The following is a 21706-nucleotide window of genomic DNA, read 5'->3' as shown; positions in this document are numbered from 1 at the left end:
AGTCCTGGGGTTGGCCAACAGCCAGCGCCCAGGACACCGGAGATTCCATGAAGAAATTGCTGATGCTGTGTTGCGCCTCCCTGCTCGCAGCCTGCTCTACCCCCACCCCGCCCGTTCAGGCCAGCCTGGCCGGCGAAGTCTTCTACCTGCAACGCATCCCGCTGCCGCCTGCGGCCACCTTGAGCGTCGAACTGCAGGACGTTTCGCTGATGGACGCACCCGCCGTCACCCTGGCCAGGCAGGCCGGCCCAGTCAACGGCAATGTGCCGCTGCCCTTCCAGCTCAGCTACGACCCCAGGCAGATCAAACCGGGCCACCGCTACGCGGTCAGCGCTCGCATCGAACTGGACGGTCAATTGCTGTTCATAAACACCACTCAGCAGGCCGTGAACCTCGATGGCCACGATGCGCAGCCGCTACGCATCAAGCTCGACCCGGCCCGCTGACGCTGCTTTCCATTCCGCTCTACAAGGACGCTTTCATGATCCGTTCCTCCCTGCGCTTGACCACCCTGTGCGCCGGCCTGCTGCTTTCGGCCAGCGCGCTGGCCCTGTCTCTCAGCGACCTGAGCCAGCGCGATGCCTCCGGTGGTCTCAAAGATGCCCTGACCCAAGGTGCGCAAATTGCCGTGAAGCAGCTCGGCACGCCCGGCGGCTTCAACGACAACCCCGATGTGCGCATCGAGCTGCCAGGCAAGCTGGGCAAGGCCGCCAAGGCCATGAAGATGTTCGGCAAGGGCGAGCAGGTAGACGCCCTTGAGGCCAGTATGAACAAGGCTGCCGAAGCCGCCGTACCACAGGCCCAGGCAATTCTGGTCGACGCGGTGAAGAAGATGACCGTGGCAGACGCCAAGGGCATTCTCAGCGGGGGTCAGGAATCGGCCACGCAGTACCTCGACAAGACCAGCCGCGAGCAGATTCGCGCCAAGTTCATGCCGATCGTCAAGCAAGCCACCGATCAGGTTGGCCTGGCCAAGCAGTACAACAGCTTCGCAGGGCAAGCCGTAGCACTCGGCGTGGTCGACGCCAAGAGCGCCAGCATCGAGAACTACGTAACCGAAAAAGCCCTGGATGGCCTGTTCGAGATGATCGGCAAGCAAGAGCAGAGCATTCGTCAGAACCCGGCCCAGGCCGCCACCAGCCTGGCCAAGAAAGTCTTCGGCGCGCTCTGACGCCGAGTGCGGGGGCCGCACTTGGCGCCCCCGCCAGTGGTACTGCGCTGCGATCCGCTTGAAGTAATGGACGCCGGTCTCGGTCCGTACGGTCCTTGGCCAGGTCTCGCATCAGCCTCAGGACATCCACAGACAACCTGGCCAGGGAAGTCTTCGGCGGGCTCTGACGCCGGCGGCGGGGGCCTCATCTGGCGCCCCCGCCGCCTGTGCCTCTAGCTTTTCCTGACCCGGAACCATGCCGCATACAACGCCGGCAGGAACAGCAGGGTCAGCGCCGTTGCCACGATCAGCCCGCCCATGATGGCCACCGCCATCGGTCCGTAGAACACGCTGCGTGACAGCGGAATCATCGCCAGCACTGCCGCCAGCGCCGTCAGCACGATGGGCCGGAAGCGCCGCACCGTGGCTTCGATGATCGCCTGCCAGCGGTCCAGCCCGGCGGCGATGTCCTGCTCGATCTGGTCCACCAGAATCACCGAGTTGCGCATGATCATCCCCGCCAAGGCGATGGTGCCGAGCATCGCCACGAAGCCGAACGGCTGGCGGAAGATCAGCAGGAACAGGGTGACGCCGATCAGCCCCAACGGAGCGGTGAGGAACACCATCACGGTGCGCGAGAAACTGCGCAGTTGCAGCATCAGCAGGGTCAGCACCACCACGATGAACAGTGGCATACCGGCATTCACCGATGCCTGGCCACGCTCGGAATCCTCCACCGTGCCACCGACCTCCAGCAGGTAGCCGTCGGGCAACTGCGCGCGAATCGATTCCAGCCCCGGCAGGATCTGCTGCACCAGCGTTGCCGGCTGCTCCTTGTCGTAGATGTCAGCGCGCACGGTGACCGTCGGCAAGCGCTCACGGTGCCAGATGATGCCTTCCTCGAAACCGTATTCCAGGGTCGCCACCTGGGCCAGAGCAACGCTGCTGCCGTGCTCCGTGGGGATCGCCAGGCTGCCCAGCTGGCTGAGGTCTGCGCGCTCCTGGGACGTGCCGCGCAACTGGATTTCGATCAGTTCGTTGTCTTCGCGGTACTGGCTGACGGTGCCGCCGGTCAGGGTGTTCTGCAGAAAGCGCGAAAGCTGCGCGGTGCTCACGCCCAACGCACGGGCGCGGTCCTGATCGATCTGCAGGAACACTGCCTTGCTCGGCTCTTCCCAGTCCAGGTGCACATTGACCAGGTGCGGATTCTCGCGGACCTTGGCCGCCACCTGTCGAGCCAGTGCACGGACCTGCTCGATGTGCTCGCCGGTGACCCGGAACTGCACCGGATAACCCACGGGCGGGCCGTTCTCCAGGCGCGTGACCCGTGAGCGCAGGTCCGGGAACTGCTCGGTCAGGGTCTCGATCAACCAGCTGCGCAACGCCTCACGGTCCTCCAGCGAGTTGGCCAGTACCACGAACTGCGCAAAGCTGTTGGCGGGCAACTGCTGGTCGAGCGGCAGGTAGAAGCGCGGCGAACCGGTGCCCACATAGGCCACGTAGTTGTCGATGCCCGGCTGGTGCTTGAGCAACGCCTCCAGGCGCTCGACCTGCTCGGTGGTATTGCGCAACGAAGCGCCTTCGGCCAGCTTGATATCGACCATCAGCTCCGGCCGTGCCGAGGCCGGGAAGAACTGTTGCGGCACGAAGCGGAACAGCACGATGCTGCCGATGAAGGCGGCGGCGGTCAGCACGATCACCGTCTTGCGCCGGTGCACACACCAGGCCACCACGCGGCGCACCCGCTGATAGAACGGTGTGGCGTAGGGATCGCCATGGCCCTCGTGCAGGCGCGCGGCGTGGCGCTTGGCAAGGTCCGGCAGCAACCGATCGCCCAGGTACGGCACGAACAGTACCGCCGCGACCCAGGAGGCCAACAGCGCCAGCGTCACCACCTGGAAGATCGAGCGGGTGTATTCGCCGGTGCTGGAGGCCGCCGTGGCGATCGGCAGAAAGCCCGCAGCCGTGATCAACGTGCCGGTCAGCATCGGGAAGGCGGTGCTGGTCCAGGCGAAGCTGGCAGCTTTGACCCGGTCCAGGCCCTGCTCCATCTTGATCGCCATCATTTCCACGGCAATGATCGCGTCGTCCACCAGCAGCCCCAGCGCCAGCACCAGCGCGCCGAGGGAAATCTTGTGCAGGCCGATGCCGAGAAAATGCATGCTGGCAAAGGTCATCGCCAGCACCAGCGGAATGGCCAAGGCCACCACCAGCCCCGTGCGCAGGCCAAGGGAGAAAAAGCTCACCAACAGCACGATGACCAGCGCCTCGACCAGCACCGTGATGAACTCCCCCACGCCAGCCTTGACCGCCGCCGGTTGGTCGGACACCTTGCGCAGCGCCATGCCGGCCGGCAACCCATGGCTCAGGCGCGCGAACTCACCTTCCAGCGCCTTGCCCAGCACCAGGATATCGCCGCCATCCTTCATCGATACCGCCAGGCCGATGGCGTCTTCGCCCATGAAGCGCATGCGCGGCTCGGGTGGGTCGTTGAAGCCGCGGCGGACTTCGGCGATGTCTTCGATGCGCAGGGTGCGGTCACCGACACGGATCGGGAACTGGCGAATCTGCTCGACACTGTCGAAGCGCCCGCTGACGCGCAGCTGCACGCGCTCGCTGGCGGTTTCGAAGAAGCCGGCGGCGCTCAGCGCGTTCTGTTCCTGCAAGGCTTGCTGCACCGCAGCCAGCGGCACGCCGAGGGTGGCCAGTTTGACATTGGACAGCTCGATCCAGACCTTTTCATCCTGCACGCCGAGCAGCTCGACCTTGCCAACGTCCTTGACCCGTTGCAATTGCACCTGGATGCGGTCGGCGTAATCCTTGAGCACGGCGTAGTCGAAGCCCTCACCGGTGAGCGCGTAGATATTGCCGAAGGTGGTGCCGAACTCGTCGTTGAAGAACGGGCCCTGCGCCTCGGGTGGCAGGGTGTGGCGGATATCGACGAGCTTCTTGCGGATCTGGTACCACAGCTCGGGGATGTCATCGGAGTGCAGCGAGTCACGGGCGATGAAGGTGACCATGGACTCGCCCGGGCGCGAGTAGGACACCAGCTTCTCGTATTCGCCGGTCTCCATGAGTTTCTTCTCGATGCGCTCGGTGACCTGGCGCGAGACCTCTTCAGCCGTAGCCCCCGGCCACAAGGTACGGATGACCATGGCCTTGAAGGTGAACGGTGGGTCTTCGCTTTGCCCCAGCTTGGTGTAGGACAACGCCCCGACCAGCGCCAGCAACAGCATCAGGAACAGCACGATCTGGCGATTGCGCAGCGCCCAGGCAGACAGATTGAACGACATGCGGACCTACTCCTTGGTCGCCAGTTTCACAGTTCGATTGCTGCGGTCGACCGGGCGTACTGGCTGGCCTTCACGCAACACATGGCCACCTGCCGCAACGATCCAGTCTGTGGCGCCGACCCCCTCGAGCACGGGCACACGGTCACTGCCATACGGGCCTACCCGGACATCGACACGCTGCAGACGGCTGTCGCTGTTCACCCGCCACACGTAGCGCTGCCCGGCCTCGGCGCTCAGCGCCGACAACGGCAGCGACAACGTGGTCTGCGTGGCAGGCGCCAGGAAGACCTGCGCACTCTGGCCAAGCTGCGCCGGCGTGTCACGGCCGGTAAAGGCAATACGCGCCGCAAAGGTTCTGGAATGGGGATCGGCAGAGGGTGACAGCTCGCGGATGCGCCCCGCATAGCGCTGACCCGGGTGGGACCACAGCTCGACGGTGACCGGCTGGCCGACAGCCACCTGAGCAAACTGCTGCTCCGGCAGACCGATCTGTACCTCACGCTCGCCGTCTACCGCCAGGCTGAACACGGTCTGGCCAGCGGAGACCACCTGCCCCACTTCCACCAGACGCTTGGCCACCACGCCATCCTGCGGGGCACGCAACACGGCGTATTCGGCCTGGTTACCGGCCACCTCGAGCTCGGCCCTGGCCTGGTTCAGCCGGGCCTGACCTGCGTGGTAGAGGTTCTGCGCATTGTCGTACAGCGAATGGCTGACCATCTGCCGGTCGAGCAGCTTCTGCGCACGGTCACGTTCGGCGCTGACCAACGCCAGGTTGGCCTGGGCAGCGGCCAATTGGGCGCGGCTGGCCTGCACTTGCAGGCGTACGTCCTGCGGATCGAGTTCAGCCAGTGGCTGGTTGGCCTTGACCCGCTGGCCCTCTTCGACCAGGCGCCGGGTGACCTTGCCAGGGATGCGGAATGCCAGCTGCGGCTCCAGGCGTGCACGCACTTCGCCGGGATAACTGGCAGCGCTGGCGCCGCTGGCCTGAGGCTGGACCACCAGCGCTGGGCGCGGTGCCGACGCGATGGCTGCGTCCTCACCGCAGCCCACCAGAAGCAAGGAAGCGGCCAAGGGCAACACGAGCCGCAATGCGTGACGCATCGTCATGGAAAGGGACCTTCTGCGCAGGGAATCGAATATTTATACTGGCCGGTATAGTAAATCAGGGAACCCTGGGCGGGAAGTCTGCGTCACACAGAAATCATCTGGTCGAGTGGACGATGCCTGCAGTCTTGCGGCGCTCAACCCGATAAGATGCACGGCCCCTCAAGCGAATGGCCTACCTCTTCTGACACGGAAACCCATGCATAACGACTCCCCCATCGGCCCCGGACGGCCCAAGGACCTGATCAAGCGCGAGGCGATTCTGCAAGCCGCCAAGCAGCTGTTTCTAAGCCTGGGCTACGCCAACACCAGCATGGATGCGGTCGCCACGGCGGCGGGTGTTTCAAAACTCACGGTCTACAGCCACTTCACCGACAAGCAGACGCTGTTCGGCGCGGCGGTCATGGCCACATGCAATGCGCAACTGCCCGACCTGCTGTTCGAATTGTCGGAAGAGGCCGAGCTCGAAGATGTTCTGCTGGACATCGCGCGCAGCTTTCAGGCGCTGATCACCGACCCGGAATCGGTGCAGCTCACCCGCCTGATCATGGCCGTCGGCACACAGGACCCGGGATTTGCCGAGTACTTCTACGAGGCAGGGCCGCAGCGCGTGCTGGCGGGCATGACGCTTCTGCTCGACAAGCTCGATGCGCGCGGCTGGCTGAACGTGGAGGATGCACCGCGCGCCGCCGAGCACTTCTTCTGCCTGGTCAAGGGGGCGCCGGACTACCGATTGCTGCTGGGCTGCGCACCGCCATTGACCGGGGATGAAGCCGAAGCCCACGTACGCAGCGCAGTGGGCGTGTTCATCCGCGCATTCAGCGCCTGACGGGCGCTGCCGCAGCGCGGCCATGGCCAGGTGGGCGGCGTTTGCCAGGCGTACGCTGGCGCGTGCCCGACCCGCCGCCTGGTTCAGCCGGCGGGCAGTGACCTGACCAAGGCGTGCCGCTCAGCGGGAGGCCGACAGGATCAACGCCTTCATTTCCACAACAGCCTGCTTGAAACCAACGAACAGGGCGTGGGCCACCAGTGCATGGCCGATGTTCAACTCGTTGATACCCTGGATGGCCGCAATGGCTTCGACATTGTGGTAATGCAGGCCGTGCCCGGCATTGACGATCAACCCCAGTTCTACCCCCTTGGCGACGCCGTCAGCAATGCGCTGAAGCTCTTCAGCGATCTCGGCAGGCGTTTGCGCATCGGCGTAGCGACCGGTGTGCAGCTCGATGGCCGGGGCGCCGACGCGGTGAGCGGCTTCGATCTGGCGCGGGTCAGCGTCGATGAACAGCGACACCTCGGCCCCCGTGCGGGCCAGACGCTCGACCGCAGCCTTGATCCGCGCCTCTTGCCCCGCCACGTCGAGGCCCCCTTCGGTGGTGAGCTCCTGACGGGTCTCCGGCACCAGGCAGATGTGCGCCGGACGAATCCGTTCGGCGAAGGCCATCATTTCTTCGGTGACGCCCATTTCGAAGTTCATGCGGGTCTGCAACACCTCCTTGAGCAGCACGACGTCGCGCTCTTGAATGTGCCGACGGTCTTCACGCAGGTGCACGGTGATGCCATCGGCGCCTGCCTCTTCGGCATCCAGCGCTGCCTTGACCGGGTCAGGGTACCGGGTGCCGCGCGCCTGGCGCAGGGTAGCCACGTGATCGATGTTGACGCCCAGAAGCATGCGGTTGCTGTGAGTCACGGAAGGCTCTCCTGAAGATTGAGCCGCACAGCATACGATGGGATCAGCGCTTGCGAAACAATTCCCGGCTCACCAGCGGCTTGCTGCCCAGGTGCACGGCCAAGGCCTGGCGCATCAGGCGCTTGGCGGCGAGCGGCGCGCCCGGAGCCTCCCAGTCAGCCTCGGCCAGCGCGTGCAGTTGCACGCCACTGAACAGGCCTGGCTGAGGCAGTTCGACACGCTCGAGACCGGCGTCCACACGCAGGCGGTACTGGCCCTCGGCGACGATGGGTTGCTCGTTGAGGTCGTGGGTCAGGGAAAAGGCGTAGCCCAGCTCGTCGAGCAGGCGCCATTCGAACGCACGCAACAGCGGCTCCAGCGCGCGACCCTCGGCCAGCGCCTGCAGGGTCAGGCGGTAGTGCTCGAACAACGCGGGGTGCGGCGCCTCGACGGGCAGTAGGCGCATGAGCAGCTCATTGAGGTACAGGCCGCTGAACAATGCATCACCATGCAACCAGGCGGCCACGCCGACGGTTTCCAGGCGATTGACGTTTTTCAGCTCGCCGCGTCCACGCAATTCGACTTCGAGCAGCACGAACGAGCGCATCGCACTGCCGCCCTTGCCACGGGCGCGCCGCAGCACCGCGCGCACCAGGCCCTGCGGCGTGAACAGGTCCACCAGGGCGCTGGTTTCCTTGTAGGCGCGGCTGTGCAGCACGTAGGCCGGTTGGCCGACAGGATGGTCCATGGCAGGGGCCTGCAAAGCGAACGGCCCGGAAGGTCCGGGCCGTTTCAGGGAAGATTACAGGTCGCCGTAGCCCAGCGAGCGCAGGGCGCGCTCATCATCGGACCAACCGCCTTTGACCTTGACCCAGAGGTTGAGCATTACCTTGGCATCGAACAGCTGTTCCATGTCCTTGCGCGCGTCCGAGCCGATGCGTTTGATGCGCTCGCCCTTGTCGCCGATGATGATCTTCTTCTGGCCGTCACGCTCCACCAGGATCAGCGCATGAATGTGCAGCACATGGCCCTGCTGCTTGAACTCCTCGATCTCGACGGTGATCTGGTAAGGCAGTTCGGCACCGAGCTGGCGCATGATCTTCTCGCGCACCAGTTCGGCAGCAAGGAAGCGGCTGCTGCGGTCGGTGATCTGGTCTTCCGGGAAGAAGTGCTCACCTTCGGGCAGGTGCTTGGCGATCAAGGCTTCCAACGACTCCAGGTTATGCCCCTGCTGGGCCGAGATCGGCACGATCTCGGCATTCGGCAGTTGCGTCTGCAACCATTGCAGGTGCGGAATCAGGTCGCCTTTCTCGTCCATGCGGTCGGTCTTGTTGACCGCCAGAATCAAGGGGCCCGTGACGTATTGCACGCGCTCGAGCACCAGTTGGTCCTCGTCGGTCCAGCGGGTACGGTCAACCACGAAGATCACCACATCGACGTCTTTCAACGCTGCGGATGCGGTGCGGTTCATGTAGCGGTTGAGGGCCTTGTCATTGGCCTTGTGCATGCCGGGGGTGTCGACGTAGATCGCTTGCACATCACCCTCGGTCTTGATGCCGAGCATGTTGTGCCGAGTGGTTTGCGGCTTGCGCGAGGTGATCGCAAGCTTCTGGCCGAGGATGTGGTTGAGCAAGGTCGACTTGCCCACGTTCGGCCGGCCGACGATGGCCACATAGCCGCAACGGGTCGGGGTGTTCTCAGTCATTGCCATTCTCCACGCCCAAGGCGATCAGCGCCGAGGCTGCCGCGACCTGCTCGGCGATACGCCGGCTCACGCCCTGGCCACGGCTCTTGTTGTTCAGCAGCGCCACTTCGCATTCGACGAAGAAGGTGCGGCAGTGAGGTTCGCCCTGGATGTCGACCACTTCATAACGCGGCAGATCGCAGGCGCGCGACTGCAGGAATTCCTGCAGGCGTGTCTTGGGGTCTTTGTTGGTATCGACCAGGGTCAAGCTCTCGAACTCACCGGCCAACCAGGCCAGGATGCGCTCGCGCACGGTCTGCATGTCGGAGTCGAGGTAGATCGCGCCGATCAATGCCTCGAGGGCATCGGCGAGGATCGATTCACGGCGAAAACCACCGCTCTTCAGCTCGCCCGAACCCAGGCGCAAGTAGTCGCCCAGGTCAAACCCACGGGCCAGGCGCGCGAGCGTCTCACCCTTGACCAGGCGGGCGCGCAGGCGCGACAACTGACCTTCGCGCGCTTGCGGGAAGCGCTCGAACAGGGCTTCGGCGGCGACGAAATTGAGGATCGAGTCACCGAGAAATTCCAGGCGCTCATTGTTGCGCCCGGCGTAACTGCGGTGAGACAGGGCCAGGAGCATCTGTTCCTGGTCACGGAAGGTGTAGCCGAGCTTGCGCTCCAGGCGGTCAAGGGGCGCGCTCATGGCACCCCCGGAAGGTTGTTCAACGCGTTGTTCAAATCAAGGTCCTGAAGACTGTCGTGCTGTGGCCACCGCCAGACTGCGATGGCATTTCTCTGATCCTAGAGAACACAGCCTATGTCAGAAATGCAATCGGCGCTGTCGGATCGACAGCGCCGCAGTGGATCGGTGACGCCGTGAATCAGTGGATCAGGCCAACCCGGGACAGATTGGGGAAGTGGCTGAGCTTGGGCTCTGGCCAGCTCATCCAGACCGCGAACGCCTTGCCGACGATGTTGCGGTCCGGAACCATGCCGTGCAGCGCCTGGGGAATGTTCGGATCATCCCAGAAGCGGCTGTCGTTCGAGTTGTCGCGGTTGTCGCCCATCATGAAGTAGTGCCCGGCAGGCACCGTCCATTGCTGGTCGGGCGGCATCCGGTAGCGGCTCATCTGCTTGCGGATCAAGTGCTCGGCTTCGCCGAGTTGTTCCTTGTACAGCTCGCCACTGCCCAGGCTGCCTGGCTCGGTGCCGACCAGTTGTTCGGCAATGGCCTGGCCGTTGACGAACAGGCGCTTGTCGTTGGTGTAGCGGATCTGATCACCCGGCAAGCCCACGACACGCTTGATGTAGTTGACGTTCGGATCGCTCGGATAACGGAACACCATCACATCGCCGCGCTTCGGATCGCCGACTTCGATGACTTTCTTGTCGATCACCGGCAAGCGAATACCGTAGGAAAACTTGTTCACCAGGATAAAGTCGCCCACTTCCAGCGTTGGCTTCATCGAACCCGACGGGATCTGGAACGGCTCGACCAGGAACGAGCGCAGCACCAGAACGATGAACAGCACCGGGAAGAATGACTTGCCGTACTCGACCAGGAGCGGTTCCTTGTCGAGGCGCTCGACCACCGCAGGCTCAGGCTGGGTGACGCTGCCCCGATAGGTGGCAATGGCTGCACGCCGGCGTGGCGCCAGGAACAGCAGATCGACAAGCCCGAGCAAACCACACACGGCTACGGCAAGAACGAGCAACAGCGGGAAATTTAGCGACATAGGACCTAGCTATCCAACCTGAGCACGGCGAGGAAGGCTTCTTGTGGAATTTCCACGTTGCCGACCTGTTTCATGCGTTTCTTACCGGCCTTCTGCTTTTCAAGCAGCTTTTTCTTACGGCTGACGTCGCCGCCGTAACACTTGGCCAGTACGTTCTTTCTGAGCGCCTTGACGGTCGTCCGCGCGATGATCTGGCCGCCGATGGCTGCCTGGATCGCCACATCGAACATCTGCCGCGGGATCAGTTCCTTCATCTTTTCAGTCAACGCACGGCCCTTGTAGGCCGCGTTGTCGCGGTGAACGATCAATGCCAGGGCATCGACCTTGTCGCCGTTGATCAGCACGTCCAGGCGCACCAGGTTGGCCGACTGGTAACGATCGAAATGGTAGTCCAGCGAGGCATAGCCGCGGCTGGTCGATTTCAGACGGTCGAAGAAGTCGAGCACCACTTCGTTCATCGGCAGTTCGTAGCGCACCTGCACCTGGCTGCCGAGGAACTGCATGTCACGTTGCACGCCGCGCTTCTCGATGCACAGGGTAATGACGTTGCCCAGGTGCTCCTGAGGCACAAGGATGGTGGCCGTGACGATCGGTTCGCGGAAGTCGACGATCGACGAGACATCCGGAAGCTTGGACGGGTTGTCGACGATGATGGTTTCACCGGTCTTCAATTCCAGCTCGTAGATCACGCTCGGTGCGGTGGTGATCAGGTCCAGGTCGTACTCGCGCTCGAGGCGCTCCTGGATGATCTCCATGTGCAGCATGCCCAGGAAGCCGCAACGGAAGCCGAAGCCCAGAGCGTCGGAGCTTTCCGGCATGTACTGCAGGGAAGAGTCGTTCAGCGTCAGCTTCTGCAGCGCGTCGCGGAAGTCTTCGAAATCGTCGGAGCTGACCGGGAACAGGCCCGCGTAGACCTGTGGCTGGATCTTCTTGAAGCCCGAGAGCACTTCGACATCAGGGGTGGTGGACAAGGTCAGGGTGTCGCCGACCGGCGCGCCGTGAATGTCCTTGATGCTGCCGATGATGAAGCCCACTTCACCGGCCTTGAGGTCAGCGGTCTGGGTGTGTTTCGGGGTGAACACACCGACGCTGTCGACCAGGTGCACCTTGCCGGTGGACTTGACCAGGATCTTGTCGCCCTTCTTGACCCGGCCCTGACGGACCCGGACCAGCGAGACCACGCCCAGGTAATTGTCGAACCACGAATCGATGATCAGCGCCTGCAACGGTGCGTCGATGTCACCGACCGGTGGCGGAATGACCTGGACCAGCCGCTCGAGGACCTCGTCAACCCCCATGCCGCTCTTGGCACTGCAGGCCACGGCGTCGGTGGCATCGATGCCGATGATCTTCTCGATCTCGTCCTTGACGCGATCGGGGTCGGCCTGGGGCAGGTCCATCTTGTTCAGCACGGGCATGACTTCCAGGCCCTGCTCGATGGCGGTATAGCAGTTGGCCACGGACTGGGCTTCGACGCCCTGCCCGGCATCGACCACCAGCAAGGCGCCTTCGCAGGCCGCCAACGAACGGCTGACTTCATAGGTGAAGTCAACGTGGCCGGGAGTGTCGATGAAATTCAGCTGGTAGGTCTTGCCGTCTTGCGCCTTGTAATGAAGCGTGACGCTGTGGGCTTTGATGGTGATCCCGCGCTCGCGCTCGAGGTCCATGGAATCAAGCACCTGGGCTTCCATTTCGCGCGCGGTGAGACCACCGCAGAGCTGGATGAAACGGTCGGCCAGCGTCGACTTGCCATGGTCGATGTGGGCGATGATGGAGAAATTGCGGATATGACTCAAATCACTCACAGGTCAACACTCGAAAAGGCTGCGAGCCGGACGCCCGCGAAAAATAGCCGGGAATTGTACCCCAAGCCGCAAGGTTATGGGAGATTCCCGATCAGTTAACCCGTAACCCGATCTGTACAGTCGAGCTGCAGCACGGTGACTTCAGCGTCCAGGACAGCGCAGCATTGCGGCCCATCGTGCCCCTGTGAAAAGGGCAGCTTGCGCTGCCCTGTTCTGCTCACGACCGGATCACTGGTCCAGCTTGAAGGTAATGAAGCTGGCACGGCCCTGACGCAACACGCGCATGGACACCGAACGATTCTTCGGCAGGTCCTTGGCGATGTCGGTGAACTGCTTGCTCGACAGAATCGCCTGGTTGTTCAGGTGGCTGATGACATCACCTGGACGCAGGCCGATCAGCGAGGCCGGGCCTTCCTGCACTTCCTTGATCATCACGCCGCCCTTGAGCTCCAGCGTCTTCTTCTGTTCGGCAGTCAGTTCAGCCACCGAGACGCCCAGACGGTTGCTGCTGCGCTCGGCGCCTTCTTTCTTGCCGCCAGTGCCGAGGTCGGCGTCTTCCTCGGGCAGTGCACCGACCGCGATGTCGAGCGTCTGGCGTTTACCGTTGCGAATGATCTCCAGCTTGGCCTTGTCGCCGTCTTTCATGCCGCCGATCAAATGCGGCAGGTCAGCGGACATGATGATGGGCTGGCCGTTCATGCTCAGGATCACGTCACCGACCTGCAAGCCGCCTTTGGCCGCCGGACCGTCATCGAGCACCTGGGCGACCAGGGCGCCTGCCGGCTTGTCGAGGCCGAACGATTCAGCCAGGTCCTTGTTGACCTCCTGGATCACCACCCCCAACCAACCGCGACTGACCTTGCCGTCTTTCTTCAGCTGATTGGAAACATCCAGCGCCACATCGATCGGAATGGCGAAAGACAGGCCCATGAAGCCGCCGGAGCGGGTGAAGATCTGGGAGTTGATGCCCACCACTTCGCCTTTCATGTTGAACAGCGGCCCACCGGAGTTACCCGGGTTGATGGCCACGTCGGTCTGGATGAACGGCACGTAACTGTCGTTGGGCAGCGTGCGGCCCTTGGCGCTGACGATCCCTTTGGTAACCGAATGGTCGAAGCCGAACGGCGAACCGATGGCCAACACCCACTCACCGACCTTGAGCTTCTCGGAGTCACCCAGCTTGACGATAGGCAAGTCCTTGCCTTCGACTTTCAGCAGTGCGACATCGGTACGCGGGTCGGTGCCCACCAACTTGGCTTGCAGTTCGCTGCGATCAGACAGGCGCACGATGATCTCATCGGCATCGGCCACCACGTGGTTGTTGGTCAGGACGTAGCCATCAGGCGAAATGATGAAACCCGAACCCAGCGACTGCGCTTCACGTTGCCGATCGCCACGGGGCGAGCGTGGCTGCTGCGGCAGGCTGCGCTCGAAAAATTCACGGAACATCGGTGGCAAGCCTTCGAGGTCCGGCATTTGCCCAGCGGCCACGCGGCGGTCCGGCAGCTTTTGCTTGGTACTGATGTTCACGACTGCGGGCGAAGCCTGCTCGACCAGCGTGGTGAAGTCCGGCAGTGCTTCTTCGGCCTGGGCCACGAGCACCTGCCCGAGCATCAGCACGGCGGCAAACATCGACAAATAGGGTTTCAAGCGTGGTATCGACATACGACTCCCGTTACAACGAGCACAATGAGCAGTCAGGCGCCCGCTGACGCAGGGCAACCCAGACCTCAAGAAGACAGACCTATAGAAAATTTACCCGGGGAATGCAAATGACAATGCGTTAATTTCATTTCAATAATGTGCCGCCGGGCAGGTGTAAACGGGCACTCACTGGCTGGCACGCGCCTCTTGAAGGCGCATCGACAGGGCTACGCGCTCGGCCGTGCCGAGCGGAATCTCGCCCACCACGGTCACCATGATCGGCCCCTTGGCGGTGACCAGGTGGCGCGACACAGCAGCAGTCGGCCCAAGCTGGGTACGAATGTCATTGCCATCGGCCGACCGAGCGGGCTCGAGAAATACCGAGAATCGCGCCAGGCCATCGTCATACATCAAGGTGCTCAATGACTGGCCACCCTGGCCATCGACACGGGTCGCACTGCTAACCAGCTCGAATCCGGCCGGCAACCAGTCGGACCGCCACCCCACCACTGCTGGAGGCGGGGAGACAGGCGCGGACTTGAGCGGCTTGCAGGCGATGCCGCCTTTCACGGCATCGACGCCCAGCGCTTGTTGCGTCTCCAGCCGAATGACCTGGAAACGCTCCAGCAGCTGGCCTTTGTCATTGATCATCAACGAGCGCAGGGGCAAACCTGTCTGCTTGTCCAGGTCAAGATCAAAACCATAGCGGTGCTGATCACGCGGGGAGAGACTGATGGCCACCGCCTCCCGACCGGCCACGCGCGATTCGCCGGCAACGCTCAGGTCGTACCAGCTCATCAGCTTGAGGGGGTCCAGCACACGGGGGGCGGTACTGCCCGAGCCGTCCACCTCGGAACTGAGGTCGCCGGTCGCACACTGCACCTTGCCGTTCACACGCACGATTTCCTGCGCATCCCCGTCGAGCCGAGACAAACGCTCGGTGGTCGAGCCGTCGGAGACACGGTGCCAGATATCGTGTGAAGAAAAGCTACCATTGCGTTCGTAGATGAACGAGCCATGGTAGCTCTGTTGCCGTTCGGCTTGCGCCAGCCTGGTCAGCCACTCGCCCGCCTGGGGCGAGGAATTGGCTGCCAGGACCGGCACCGCGACGCAGCTGCCGACCAGAAGCGGCAGGAAAGCTAGCGCGCGCATGCTTCTCCCTACTTGGCGTCATCCATGCTGGCAGCGCGGGCATAAGGCAGTGCGGTTTCGCCGCCTTTGAGCGCCGATTCCTGGGCGTGCTGGCGCAGGTAGCCTGGCATGCGCTTGTCCCAACCGGCCTGGTTCTGCAGAACGCCGTTGGCCATTGGACCGGTCGGCTGCTCGCCGCTCTCGCTGTACCCGGCCAGCACTGCTGGGCCTTGTACTTGCGGAGCGCTCAGGCTTTGCTGGGCGGGCTGCTGGGAAGCCAGCTCGGCGCCAGTGATTTCGTCCTGGTTGTACAGACGCACGCCTGCCAGCACAGCAACGGTGACCGAGGCGGCGACCGCCAGCCGGCCGACACTGCGCCAGGCGTTCTGCTTGACCGGCGTCGGCGACGCTTCTTCAGCCAGGGCTGCAGAAACCGCCGAGGCGATGTCCAGCTTGGGCATCAACAACTCTTTATGCATAGCTGCACGAGCGACCTGGTAACGGGCCCAGGTAGCGCGGGTCTCGGACTCGTCCGCGGCGCTGAGCACCCGACGCAGTTCCAGTTCATCCGCTTCGTTGTCCAGTACTGCGGACAGCGATTCCTGCAAAGCTTCACGACTCATGGCGGTTCCTCTCTTGGCTGTCGCCGCTGTCTCAGGAGTCCTGCAACAGCGGTTGCAGGGCTTTATCGATGGCCTCCCGAGCGCGGAATATTCGCGAACGCACGGTGCCCACAGGACATTGCATGACGCTCGCAATGTCTTCGTAACTCAGACCATCGAATTCGCGTAAAGTCAGTGCCGTACGCAAATCTTCGGGCAATTGCTGGATGGTCCGATGGACGGTACCTTCGATCTCATCCCGCAACAGTGAGCGCTCTGGAGACTCAAGATCCTTGAGGCCATGATCGCCGTCATAGAATTCCGCATCCTCGGAACTCACATCGCTATCCGGTGGCCGCCTTCCGCGGGACACCAGGTAGTTCTTCGCCGTGTTGATGGCGATGCGGTACAGCCAGGTGTAGAAGGCGCTGTCACCGCGGAAATTTCCAAGCGCCCGGTAAGCCTTGATGAAGGCTTCCTGCGCCACATCCTGGGCTTCGTGGGTGTCGTGGACGAACCTCACGATCAACCCGAGAATCTTGTGCTGATACTTCAGCACCAACAGATCGAACGCTCGCCTGTCACCGCGCTGTACGCGCTCGACAAGCTGCTGATCCTCTTCCTGGGTTAGCATGAACACTCCTCAGTAGTCTGGAAGGAGCATTGCAAAACCCATCGTTCAGGCTTGCAAACATAGACTCGGGCTTTAGGCAAAAGTTCTCCCCTCCAAGCAAGTTTCCTGCGGCCTTTTATCGGCTCGCATGAGCGAGATGGCCGCTTTATCGACCATTTCGACTTAAGAATCTCGAATACGCAGGATTTCGCCCAGTTAGAGCAGCTGCCCTGCGTCGCCGCAGCAATTGTGACGTGCGGGCAGCCTTCATAGGATTTCCGGCGACCACCGAAAGTTCCCGCCTGAATCCCGCGACGCGTGCAAACGCCGTTGGAAATCAGTCACCTGGGACTGCTATAAAGACGCTCCGGCTTCGGTCACGATAGTTTCACAATGCCACCTACGCGCGACTATTGTGCCGTTCACCTCATCCAGATACTAGTGTCCCGACATGAGCCAACAATTCCAACATGATGTCCTGGTGATCGGCAGCGGCGCGGCCGGTCTCAGCCTGGCACTGAATCTGCCCCGTGAACTGCGTATTGCCGTGTTGAGCAAAGGCGAACTGGCCAATGGTTCGACGTTCTGGGCGCAGGGCGGGGTTGCTGCTGTGCTGGACGATACCGACACGGTTCAGTCCCACGTCGAGGACACGCTCAATGCCGGCGGCGGCCTGTGTCATGAGGACGCCGTGCGCTTCACCGTCGAGCACAGCCGTGAGGCCATCGAGTGGCTGATCGAGCAAGGCGTCCCCTTTACCCGCGACGAGCACGCCAGCTCCGACGAACGGGGCTACGAATTCCACCTGACCCGCGAAGGCGGCCATAGCCACCGGCGCATCATCCATGCGGCCGATGCCACCGGCGCTGCGATTTTCACCTCGCTGCTGCAACAGGCGCGCCAGCGGCCGAACATCGAGCTGCTCGAAGAGCGCGTGGCCATCGACCTGATCACCGAGCGACGCCTGGGCCTCAATGGCCAGCGTTGCCTGGGCGCATACGTGCTCGACCGCAGCACGGGCGAGGTCGACACCTTCGGCGCGCGCTTCACCGTGCTGGCCACGGGCGGTGCGGCCAAGGTCTACCTGTACACCAGCAACCCCGACGGCGCCTGCGGCGATGGTATCGCCATGGCCTGGCGCGCCGGGTGCCGGGTGGCCAACCTGGAATTCAACCAGTTTCACCCCACCTGCCTGTACCACCCGCAGGCCAAGAGTTTTCTGATCACCGAAGCCCTGCGCGGTGAAGGCGCACTGCTGCGTCTGCCCAATGGCGAACGGTTCATGCCACGCTTCGATGCGCGTGAAGAGCTGGCGCCACGGGACATCGTCGCGCGCGCCATCGACCATGAGATGAAGCGCCTGGGTGTCGACTGCGTGTACCTCGACATCACCCACATGCCCGAAGCTTTCATCAAGAGCCACTTCCCGACGGTCTATGAACGCTGCCTGGGCTTTGGCATCGACATCACCCGCCAGCCCATTCCGGTGGTGCCGGCCGCGCACTACACCTGTGGCGGCGTGATGGTCGACGAGCATGGCCATACCGATGTACCCGGCTTGTACGCCATCGGCGAAACCAGCTTCACCGGCCTGCATGGTGCCAACCGCATGGCCAGCAATTCCTTGCTCGAATGCTTCGTCTATGGCCGCGCGGCAGCAGCGGACATCATTGCCCAGCTCGAACACATCCCGAGGCCACGCGCCCTGCCCTGCTGGGATGCCAGCCAGGTCACCGACTCGGACGAAGACGTGATCATCGCCCACAACTGGGACGAGCTGCGGCGCTTCATGTGGGATTACGTGGGCATCGTGCGCACCAGCAAGCGCCTGCAGCGAGCCGCGCACCGCGTGCGCATGCTGCTCGATGAAATCGACGAGTTCTACAGCAACTACAAGGTCAGCCGTGACCTCATCGAACTGCGCAACCTGGCCCAGGTGGCCGAATTGATGATCCGCTCAGCCATGCAGCGCAAGGAATCGCGCGGGCTGCACTACACGCTGGACTACCCCGAGATGCTCGCCGAAGCGCGCGACACCGTGCTCGACCCGACCCTGAGCCGACACTGACGCCTCACGCCGCCTGCCAGCGTCGGCGGCTGAATCTGAGCCGAACGCGCAGGCGCCGGTGCTGATCTGCTGGCAGCGCATCGGCGGCAATGCATTGGCTTTGACTCAGCCAATGCCCGCGACGGATGACGCGCAGCACTACACACTGCGGCAGCACCAGGCTGTCACGCCGCAGCCGCGCCGGCTGCCAACCCTGACTGACACTGAACACCGCCCACCCTTGCGCAGTGCGCCGCAGGCCGGTGATGGCAGAAGGGTGAGTGAGCAGGATACGGCGAGGGATCGTCCACCCGGCGTGCGCGGCACAGGCCAGGCTGATCAGGCTGGCCAGCCACGCCGGTGCGGCGCTGAGCCACGCGGCGCACAGCGCCAAGGCGAGGCACAGCAGGTAGGCCGTCAGCAGCAGGCGCGAGCCGTGCCAGCGGCACGCGAAGGTTTCACTTGGGTTGGACACGGTCCAGGATCATGCGGACCATGCGCTGCAGCTCCGGGTCTTCGGACTCGCAGCGCTCCATGAACCAGCCGAACATGTCCTGGTCTTCGCATTCGAGCAGGCGCGTGTACAACTGCCGATCGGTTTCGCTGAGGGTGGCGTAGACCTCCTGGCTGAAGGGCACCAGCAGCACGTCCAGCTCCAGCATGCCGCGTCGGCTGTGCCAGAACAGGCGGTTGAGTTCAGTTTGTTCGACCATGGGGCCCTCCTCGAATGGCCGCGCAGTATACAGCCTGCCACCCAGCGCGGCACAGGGCATTGGTCGCACCCTGTTACTGCACGTAAGCGCCCGCCTACCTATTTCGTCAGCACCGTTCTATGATGGCCGCCAGTCTTTATAGCGACCGCGATGACCCATGGCCGATTCTGCTTTCTACTGCCCACTGAGCCACGAGGGCGTCCTTGCCGTCCGCGGCTCCGATGCGGGCAAATTCCTTCAGGGGCAACTGACCTGCAACCTCAACTACCTTGACGATGCACAGGCCAGTCTTGGCGCTCGCTGCATGGTCAAGGGCCGCATGCAATCAAGCTTCCGCATCCTGCCCGAAGGTACGGGTTTCCTGCTGGCCATGGCCAGCGAGCTGCTCGACCTGCAACTGGCCGACCTGAAGAAATACGCCGTGTTTTCCAAGGCGGTGCTCACCGATGAAAGTGCCGCCTGGGCCCGCTTCGGCCTGCACCAGGCCGATGCCGCACTGCAGGCACTGGGCCTGGACGTAGCAGAAAACGCCGGCGCGACCGCCCGTCAGCCTGGGTTGATGGCCGTGCGCGTCTCGCCTGGCCGTGTCGAGCTGTGGGCCGGTGCTGAACACGCCGCTGCGGTAGGTGAACAACTGGCCGCGCATGCGCCGCAAGGCACGCTCAACGACTGGCTGCTGGGCCAGGTGCGTGCCGGCCTGGGCCAGGTGTTTGGTGCCACCCGCGAGCTGTTCATCCCGCAGATGATCAACCTGCAGGCCGTGGGCGGTGTGAGCTTCAAGAAAGGCTGCTACACCGGCCAGGAAATCGTCGCGCGCATGCAGTACCTGGGCAAGCTCAAACGCCGCCTGTATCGTCTGGCACTGGACCAGGGCGACCTTCCAGCGCCCGGTACCGAGGTGTTCTCGCCAACCCACGGCTCGTCGGTTGGCGAGGTGGTGCTGGCCGCGAGCACCGGTCAGGGCTGCGAACTCCTGGCGGTGCTCAGTGCCGACTCGGTAGCCGACGACAACCTGCACCTGGGTGCGGCCGACGGCCCTCGCCTGAATCTCTTGCAGTTGCCATACGAACTTGACCGCGACAGGGAAATCCAACGCTGATCAGCCCGGCCCAGCTTGCCCAGGGCCGCCTCCCTTCACCGCGGTAGAGATCCTTCATGAACAAGTTGGCCGAGAGAGTGCAAGCACAGCTGCTTGCCGCCATCGAGAACGATGAACTGCTGCTGCCGACCCTGCCCGAGGTTGCCTTGAGCATCCGCGAGGCCGCCGAAGACAGCGAGATCAGCGTGGCGGCGCTGAGCCGGGTGATCGGCCAGGACGCCGCGCTCTCGGCGCGCTTGATCAAGGTGGTGAACAGCCCATTGCTGCGCGCGCTGGTCGAGGTCACCGACCTGCATACCGCCATTACCCGACTGGGCGTGAACTACAGCTGCAACCTGGCCATTGGCCTGGTGATCGAGCAGATCTTCCATGCCCGCTCGCCATCGGTCGAAGACAAGCTGCGCGACATTTGGGCCCGTAGCCTGGAGGTGGCCGGAATCAGCTATGAACTGTGCCGCCGCTACACCTCGCTGAAACCGGACCAGGCCGCGCTGGGCGGGCTGGTGCACCAGATCGGCGCCCTGCCGGTGCTGATCTACGCCGAAGAGCACAATGAGCTGCTGGCCGATCCAGTGTGCCTGCACTACGTCATCGAACACATCCAGCCCGTGCTCGGTGACAAGATCCTCAGCGCCTGGGACTTCCCCGAACAACTGGTCAGGTTGCCCAGCCAGATCGACAACCTCGAGCGCACCACCCTGCGCCCGGACTACATCGATGTGGTGCAGATCGCCCGGCAGCTGCGCCAGGAGGACCCTGCCCTGCCCGCCACTGCACTGCCGGCCTGGCGTCACCTGAAGCTCCCCGCAGGCACGGAAATCAACGTCGCCGACCTGATCAAGGCACGCGCGATGCTGGGCTGAGCCGCAGCGTGCGTCGCGGGCCGAGCGCTCAGTCCGCGCTGAAACTCACCCGCACCTTCAACCCACCGCTACGGCCTTCATGCAGGCTGATCTGCGCCAGGTGCGCGCGGCAGATTTCACCGACGATGGCCAGCCCCAGCCCGGTCCCTTGCGCACTGCGCCGGTAGAAGCGCTCGAACACCCGCTCACGCTCTGCCTCGGGAATGCCGGGGCCGTCATCCTCGACCTCTAGCACGCCCGGTGCCAGCACGCGCAAGATCACCGTACCGCCGTCTGAAGTGTAAGCCAGCGCGTTGTCCACCAGATTGCTCAGCAGTTCGTTGAGCAGGGTCGGCTCGCCTTTGAGCCACACCGGCGCCTCGGCCTCCAGCGCCAGCGCCACACCACGAGCATGGGCCAATGGCGCCAGGGCCATACCCAGCTCGCGGGCCAGTTGCGTGAGGTCCAGAGGCTGCGCGCCGCCCTCGGCGATGGTCCGCGCGCCGTGCTCGACCCGCGCCAGCGACAGCAATTGATTGGCCAGATGGGTCAGCCGGTCGGTGCCGTGGGC

Annotated in this window: 21 protein-coding genes; 6 read left to right on the top strand and 15 right to left on the bottom strand. The window is 63.4% G+C overall.

Annotated features, from left to right (window positions below; all coding sequences use genetic code 11):
• Positions 1 to 47 precede the first annotated feature (47 nt).
• Both RT028_RS06640 and RT028_RS06635 read left to right on the top strand, forming a co-directional pair.
• Positions 48 to 446 carry a YbaY family lipoprotein gene (locus tag RT028_RS06640; protein WP_312933742.1) on the top strand — a complete coding sequence of 133 codons (399 nt, stop codon included), beginning with the start codon at positions 48 to 50 and terminating at the stop codon, positions 444 to 446.
• A 35-nt stretch (positions 447 to 481) separates the two neighbouring features.
• Positions 482 to 1171, top strand: coding sequence for a DUF4197 domain-containing protein (locus RT028_RS06635; protein WP_312933740.1), 690 nt, complete (start codon positions 482 to 484; stop codon positions 1169 to 1171).
• A gap of 212 nt (positions 1172 to 1383) precedes the next feature.
• Here the strand turns inward: RT028_RS06635 and RT028_RS06630 are convergent, their stop codons facing one another.
• Both RT028_RS06630 and RT028_RS06625 read right to left on the bottom strand, forming a co-directional pair.
• Positions 1384 to 4443, bottom strand: a complete 3060-nt coding sequence (locus tag RT028_RS06630) for an efflux RND transporter permease subunit (RefSeq protein WP_312933738.1) — start codon at positions 4441 to 4443, stop codon at positions 1384 to 1386.
• Between the two features lie 6 nt (positions 4444 to 4449).
• Positions 4450 to 5547 (bottom strand): efflux RND transporter periplasmic adaptor subunit, encoded by a 1098-nt coding sequence (locus tag RT028_RS06625; protein ID WP_312933794.1) that lies wholly within the window; start codon positions 5545 to 5547, stop codon positions 4450 to 4452.
• A 202-nt stretch (positions 5548 to 5749) separates the two neighbouring features.
• Here RT028_RS06625 and RT028_RS06620 point away from each other — a divergent pair, with 202 nt between their 5' ends.
• Positions 5750 to 6379 carry a TetR/AcrR family transcriptional regulator gene (locus RT028_RS06620; RefSeq protein ID WP_312933736.1) on the top strand — a complete coding sequence of 210 codons (630 nt, stop codon included), beginning with the start codon at positions 5750 to 5752 and terminating at the stop codon, positions 6377 to 6379.
• 120 nt (positions 6380 to 6499) lie between these two features.
• Here the strand turns inward: RT028_RS06620 and pdxJ are convergent, their stop codons facing one another.
• The 10 genes from pdxJ to rpoE form a co-directional block, all read right to left on the bottom strand.
• Positions 6500 to 7222: a pyridoxine 5'-phosphate synthase gene (gene pdxJ / locus RT028_RS06615; protein WP_409567191.1), complete on the bottom strand. Its 723-nt coding sequence runs from the start codon at positions 7220 to 7222 to the stop codon at positions 6500 to 6502.
• A gap of 61 nt (positions 7223 to 7283) precedes the next feature.
• Positions 7284 to 7967 carry a DNA repair protein RecO gene (gene recO / locus RT028_RS06610; RefSeq protein ID WP_312933732.1) on the bottom strand — a complete coding sequence of 228 codons (684 nt, stop codon included), beginning with the start codon at positions 7965 to 7967 and terminating at the stop codon, positions 7284 to 7286.
• A 54-nt stretch (positions 7968 to 8021) separates the two neighbouring features.
• Positions 8022 to 8924 (bottom strand): GTPase Era, encoded by a 903-nt coding sequence (gene era / locus RT028_RS06605; protein WP_312933730.1) that lies wholly within the window; start codon positions 8922 to 8924, stop codon positions 8022 to 8024.
• Positions 8917 to 9606 (bottom strand): ribonuclease III, encoded by a 690-nt coding sequence (rnc, locus tag RT028_RS06600; RefSeq protein ID WP_312933728.1) that lies wholly within the window; start codon positions 9604 to 9606, stop codon positions 8917 to 8919. Before rnc ends, era begins: the two co-directional genes overlap by 8 nt.
• Before the next feature lie 178 nt (positions 9607 to 9784).
• The gene (gene lepB / locus RT028_RS06595; protein ID WP_312933726.1) at positions 9785 to 10639 is read right to left on the bottom strand and encodes a signal peptidase I; all 855 of its coding nucleotides are present in this window, start codon (positions 10637 to 10639) and stop codon (positions 9785 to 9787) included.
• Between the two features lie 5 nt (positions 10640 to 10644).
• Positions 10645 to 12444 carry a translation elongation factor 4 gene (gene lepA / locus RT028_RS06590; protein WP_312933724.1) on the bottom strand — a complete coding sequence of 600 codons (1800 nt, stop codon included), beginning with the start codon at positions 12442 to 12444 and terminating at the stop codon, positions 10645 to 10647.
• Between the two features lie 228 nt (positions 12445 to 12672).
• Entirely contained in the window at positions 12673 to 14076 is a 1404-nt protein-coding gene (locus RT028_RS06585; protein ID WP_409567190.1) for a DegQ family serine endoprotease, read from the bottom strand.
• 198 nt (positions 14077 to 14274) lie between these two features.
• Positions 14275 to 15240 carry a MucB/RseB C-terminal domain-containing protein gene (locus tag RT028_RS06580; RefSeq protein ID WP_312933721.1) on the bottom strand — a complete coding sequence of 322 codons (966 nt, stop codon included), beginning with the start codon at positions 15238 to 15240 and terminating at the stop codon, positions 14275 to 14277.
• An 8-nt stretch (positions 15241 to 15248) separates the two neighbouring features.
• On the bottom strand, positions 15249 to 15842 hold the full coding sequence (locus tag RT028_RS06575) for an RseA family anti-sigma factor (protein WP_312933719.1): 594 nt from the start codon (positions 15840 to 15842) through the stop codon (positions 15249 to 15251).
• Positions 15843 to 15873: 31 nt separating this feature from the next.
• The gene (gene rpoE, locus RT028_RS06570; protein WP_312933718.1) at positions 15874 to 16455 is read right to left on the bottom strand and encodes an RNA polymerase sigma factor RpoE; all 582 of its coding nucleotides are present in this window, start codon (positions 16453 to 16455) and stop codon (positions 15874 to 15876) included.
• A 430-nt stretch (positions 16456 to 16885) separates the two neighbouring features.
• Here rpoE and nadB point away from each other — a divergent pair, with 430 nt between their 5' ends.
• Positions 16886 to 18502 (top strand): L-aspartate oxidase, encoded by a 1617-nt coding sequence (gene nadB / locus RT028_RS06565; protein WP_312933716.1) that lies wholly within the window; start codon positions 16886 to 16888, stop codon positions 18500 to 18502.
• A gap of 4 nt (positions 18503 to 18506) precedes the next feature.
• On the opposite strand, the gene RT028_RS06560 is transcribed toward nadB, so the two are convergent.
• Together RT028_RS06560 and RT028_RS06555 are read right to left on the bottom strand one after the other, a co-directional pair.
• Positions 18507 to 18956, bottom strand: a complete 450-nt coding sequence (locus RT028_RS06560; RefSeq protein ID WP_312933715.1) for a protein YgfX — start codon at positions 18954 to 18956, stop codon at positions 18507 to 18509.
• Entirely contained in the window at positions 18940 to 19194 is a 255-nt protein-coding gene (locus RT028_RS06555; protein WP_312933714.1) for a succinate dehydrogenase assembly factor 2, read from the bottom strand. The genes RT028_RS06560 and RT028_RS06555 overlap by 17 nt, the downstream gene beginning before the upstream one ends.
• Positions 19195 to 19351: 157 nt before the next feature.
• Here RT028_RS06555 and RT028_RS06550 point away from each other — a divergent pair, with 157 nt between their 5' ends.
• Positions 19352 to 20293 carry a folate-binding protein YgfZ gene (locus RT028_RS06550; RefSeq protein ID WP_312933713.1) on the top strand — a complete coding sequence of 314 codons (942 nt, stop codon included), beginning with the start codon at positions 19352 to 19354 and terminating at the stop codon, positions 20291 to 20293.
• Positions 20294 to 20349: 56 nt separating this feature from the next.
• A complete protein-coding gene (locus tag RT028_RS06545) occupies positions 20350 to 21156 on the top strand; it encodes an HDOD domain-containing protein (protein WP_312933711.1) in 807 nt (268 codons plus the stop codon).
• Between the two features lie 28 nt (positions 21157 to 21184).
• Here RT028_RS06545 and RT028_RS06540 read toward each other — a convergent pair.
• The coding region (locus RT028_RS06540; RefSeq protein WP_312933709.1) for a HAMP domain-containing sensor histidine kinase at positions 21185 to 21706 on the bottom strand (522 nt) is incomplete at its 5' end.

The sequence above is a fragment of the Pseudomonas sp. genome, assembly GCF_032058845.1.
In the GTDB taxonomy this organism is placed as follows: domain Bacteria; phylum Pseudomonadota; class Gammaproteobacteria; order Pseudomonadales; family Pseudomonadaceae; genus Aquipseudomonas.
The sequence above is the reverse complement of the archived record's forward strand: the minus strand, read 5'-3'. Positions and strand labels throughout refer to the sequence as shown.

Bases quoted from the DNA above. Each gene is read 5' to 3' on its own strand.
- RT028_RS06545 (WP_312933711.1), top strand. From the start codon at position 20,350: ATGAACAAGTTGGCCGAGAGAGTGCAAGCACAGCTGCTTGCCGCCATC.
- RT028_RS06580 (WP_312933721.1), bottom strand. From the start codon at position 15,240: ATGCGCGCGCTAGCTTTCCTGCCGCTTCTGGTCGGCAGCTGCGTCGCG.
- RT028_RS06620 (WP_312933736.1), top strand. From the start codon at position 5,750: ATGCATAACGACTCCCCCATCGGCCCCGGACGGCCCAAGGACCTGATC.
- RT028_RS06550 (WP_312933713.1), top strand. From the start codon at position 19,352: ATGGCCGATTCTGCTTTCTACTGCCCACTGAGCCACGAGGGCGTCCTT.
- recO (WP_312933732.1), bottom strand. From the start codon at position 7,967: ATGGACCATCCTGTCGGCCAACCGGCCTACGTGCTGCACAGCCGCGCC.
- RT028_RS06630 (WP_312933738.1), bottom strand. From the start codon at position 4,443: ATGTCGTTCAATCTGTCTGCCTGGGCGCTGCGCAATCGCCAGATCGTG.
- RT028_RS06635 (WP_312933740.1), top strand. From the start codon at position 482: ATGATCCGTTCCTCCCTGCGCTTGACCACCCTGTGCGCCGGCCTGCTG.
- era (WP_312933730.1), bottom strand. From the start codon at position 8,924: ATGACTGAGAACACCCCGACCCGTTGCGGCTATGTGGCCATCGTCGGC.
- RT028_RS06640 (WP_312933742.1), top strand. From the start codon at position 48: ATGAAGAAATTGCTGATGCTGTGTTGCGCCTCCCTGCTCGCAGCCTGC.
- pdxJ (WP_409567191.1), bottom strand. From the start codon at position 7,222: ATGCTTCTGGGCGTCAACATCGATCACGTGGCTACCCTGCGCCAGGCG.
- rnc (WP_312933728.1), bottom strand. From the start codon at position 9,606: ATGAGCGCGCCCCTTGACCGCCTGGAGCGCAAGCTCGGCTACACCTTC.
- RT028_RS06555 (WP_312933714.1), bottom strand. From the start codon at position 19,194: ATGGTCGAACAAACTGAACTCAACCGCCTGTTCTGGCACAGCCGACGC.
- RT028_RS06625 (WP_312933794.1), bottom strand. From the start codon at position 5,547: ATGCGTCACGCATTGCGGCTCGTGTTGCCCTTGGCCGCTTCCTTGCTT.
- lepB (WP_312933726.1), bottom strand. From the start codon at position 10,639: ATGTCGCTAAATTTCCCGCTGTTGCTCGTTCTTGCCGTAGCCGTGTGT.
- RT028_RS06575 (WP_312933719.1), bottom strand. From the start codon at position 15,842: ATGAGTCGTGAAGCTTTGCAGGAATCGCTGTCCGCAGTACTGGACAAC.
- RT028_RS06585 (WP_409567190.1), bottom strand. From the start codon at position 14,076: ATGTTTGCCGCCGTGCTGATGCTCGGGCAGGTGCTCGTGGCCCAGGCC.
- nadB (WP_312933716.1), top strand. From the start codon at position 16,886: ATGAGCCAACAATTCCAACATGATGTCCTGGTGATCGGCAGCGGCGCG.
- rpoE (WP_312933718.1), bottom strand. From the start codon at position 16,455: ATGCTAACCCAGGAAGAGGATCAGCAGCTTGTCGAGCGCGTACAGCGC.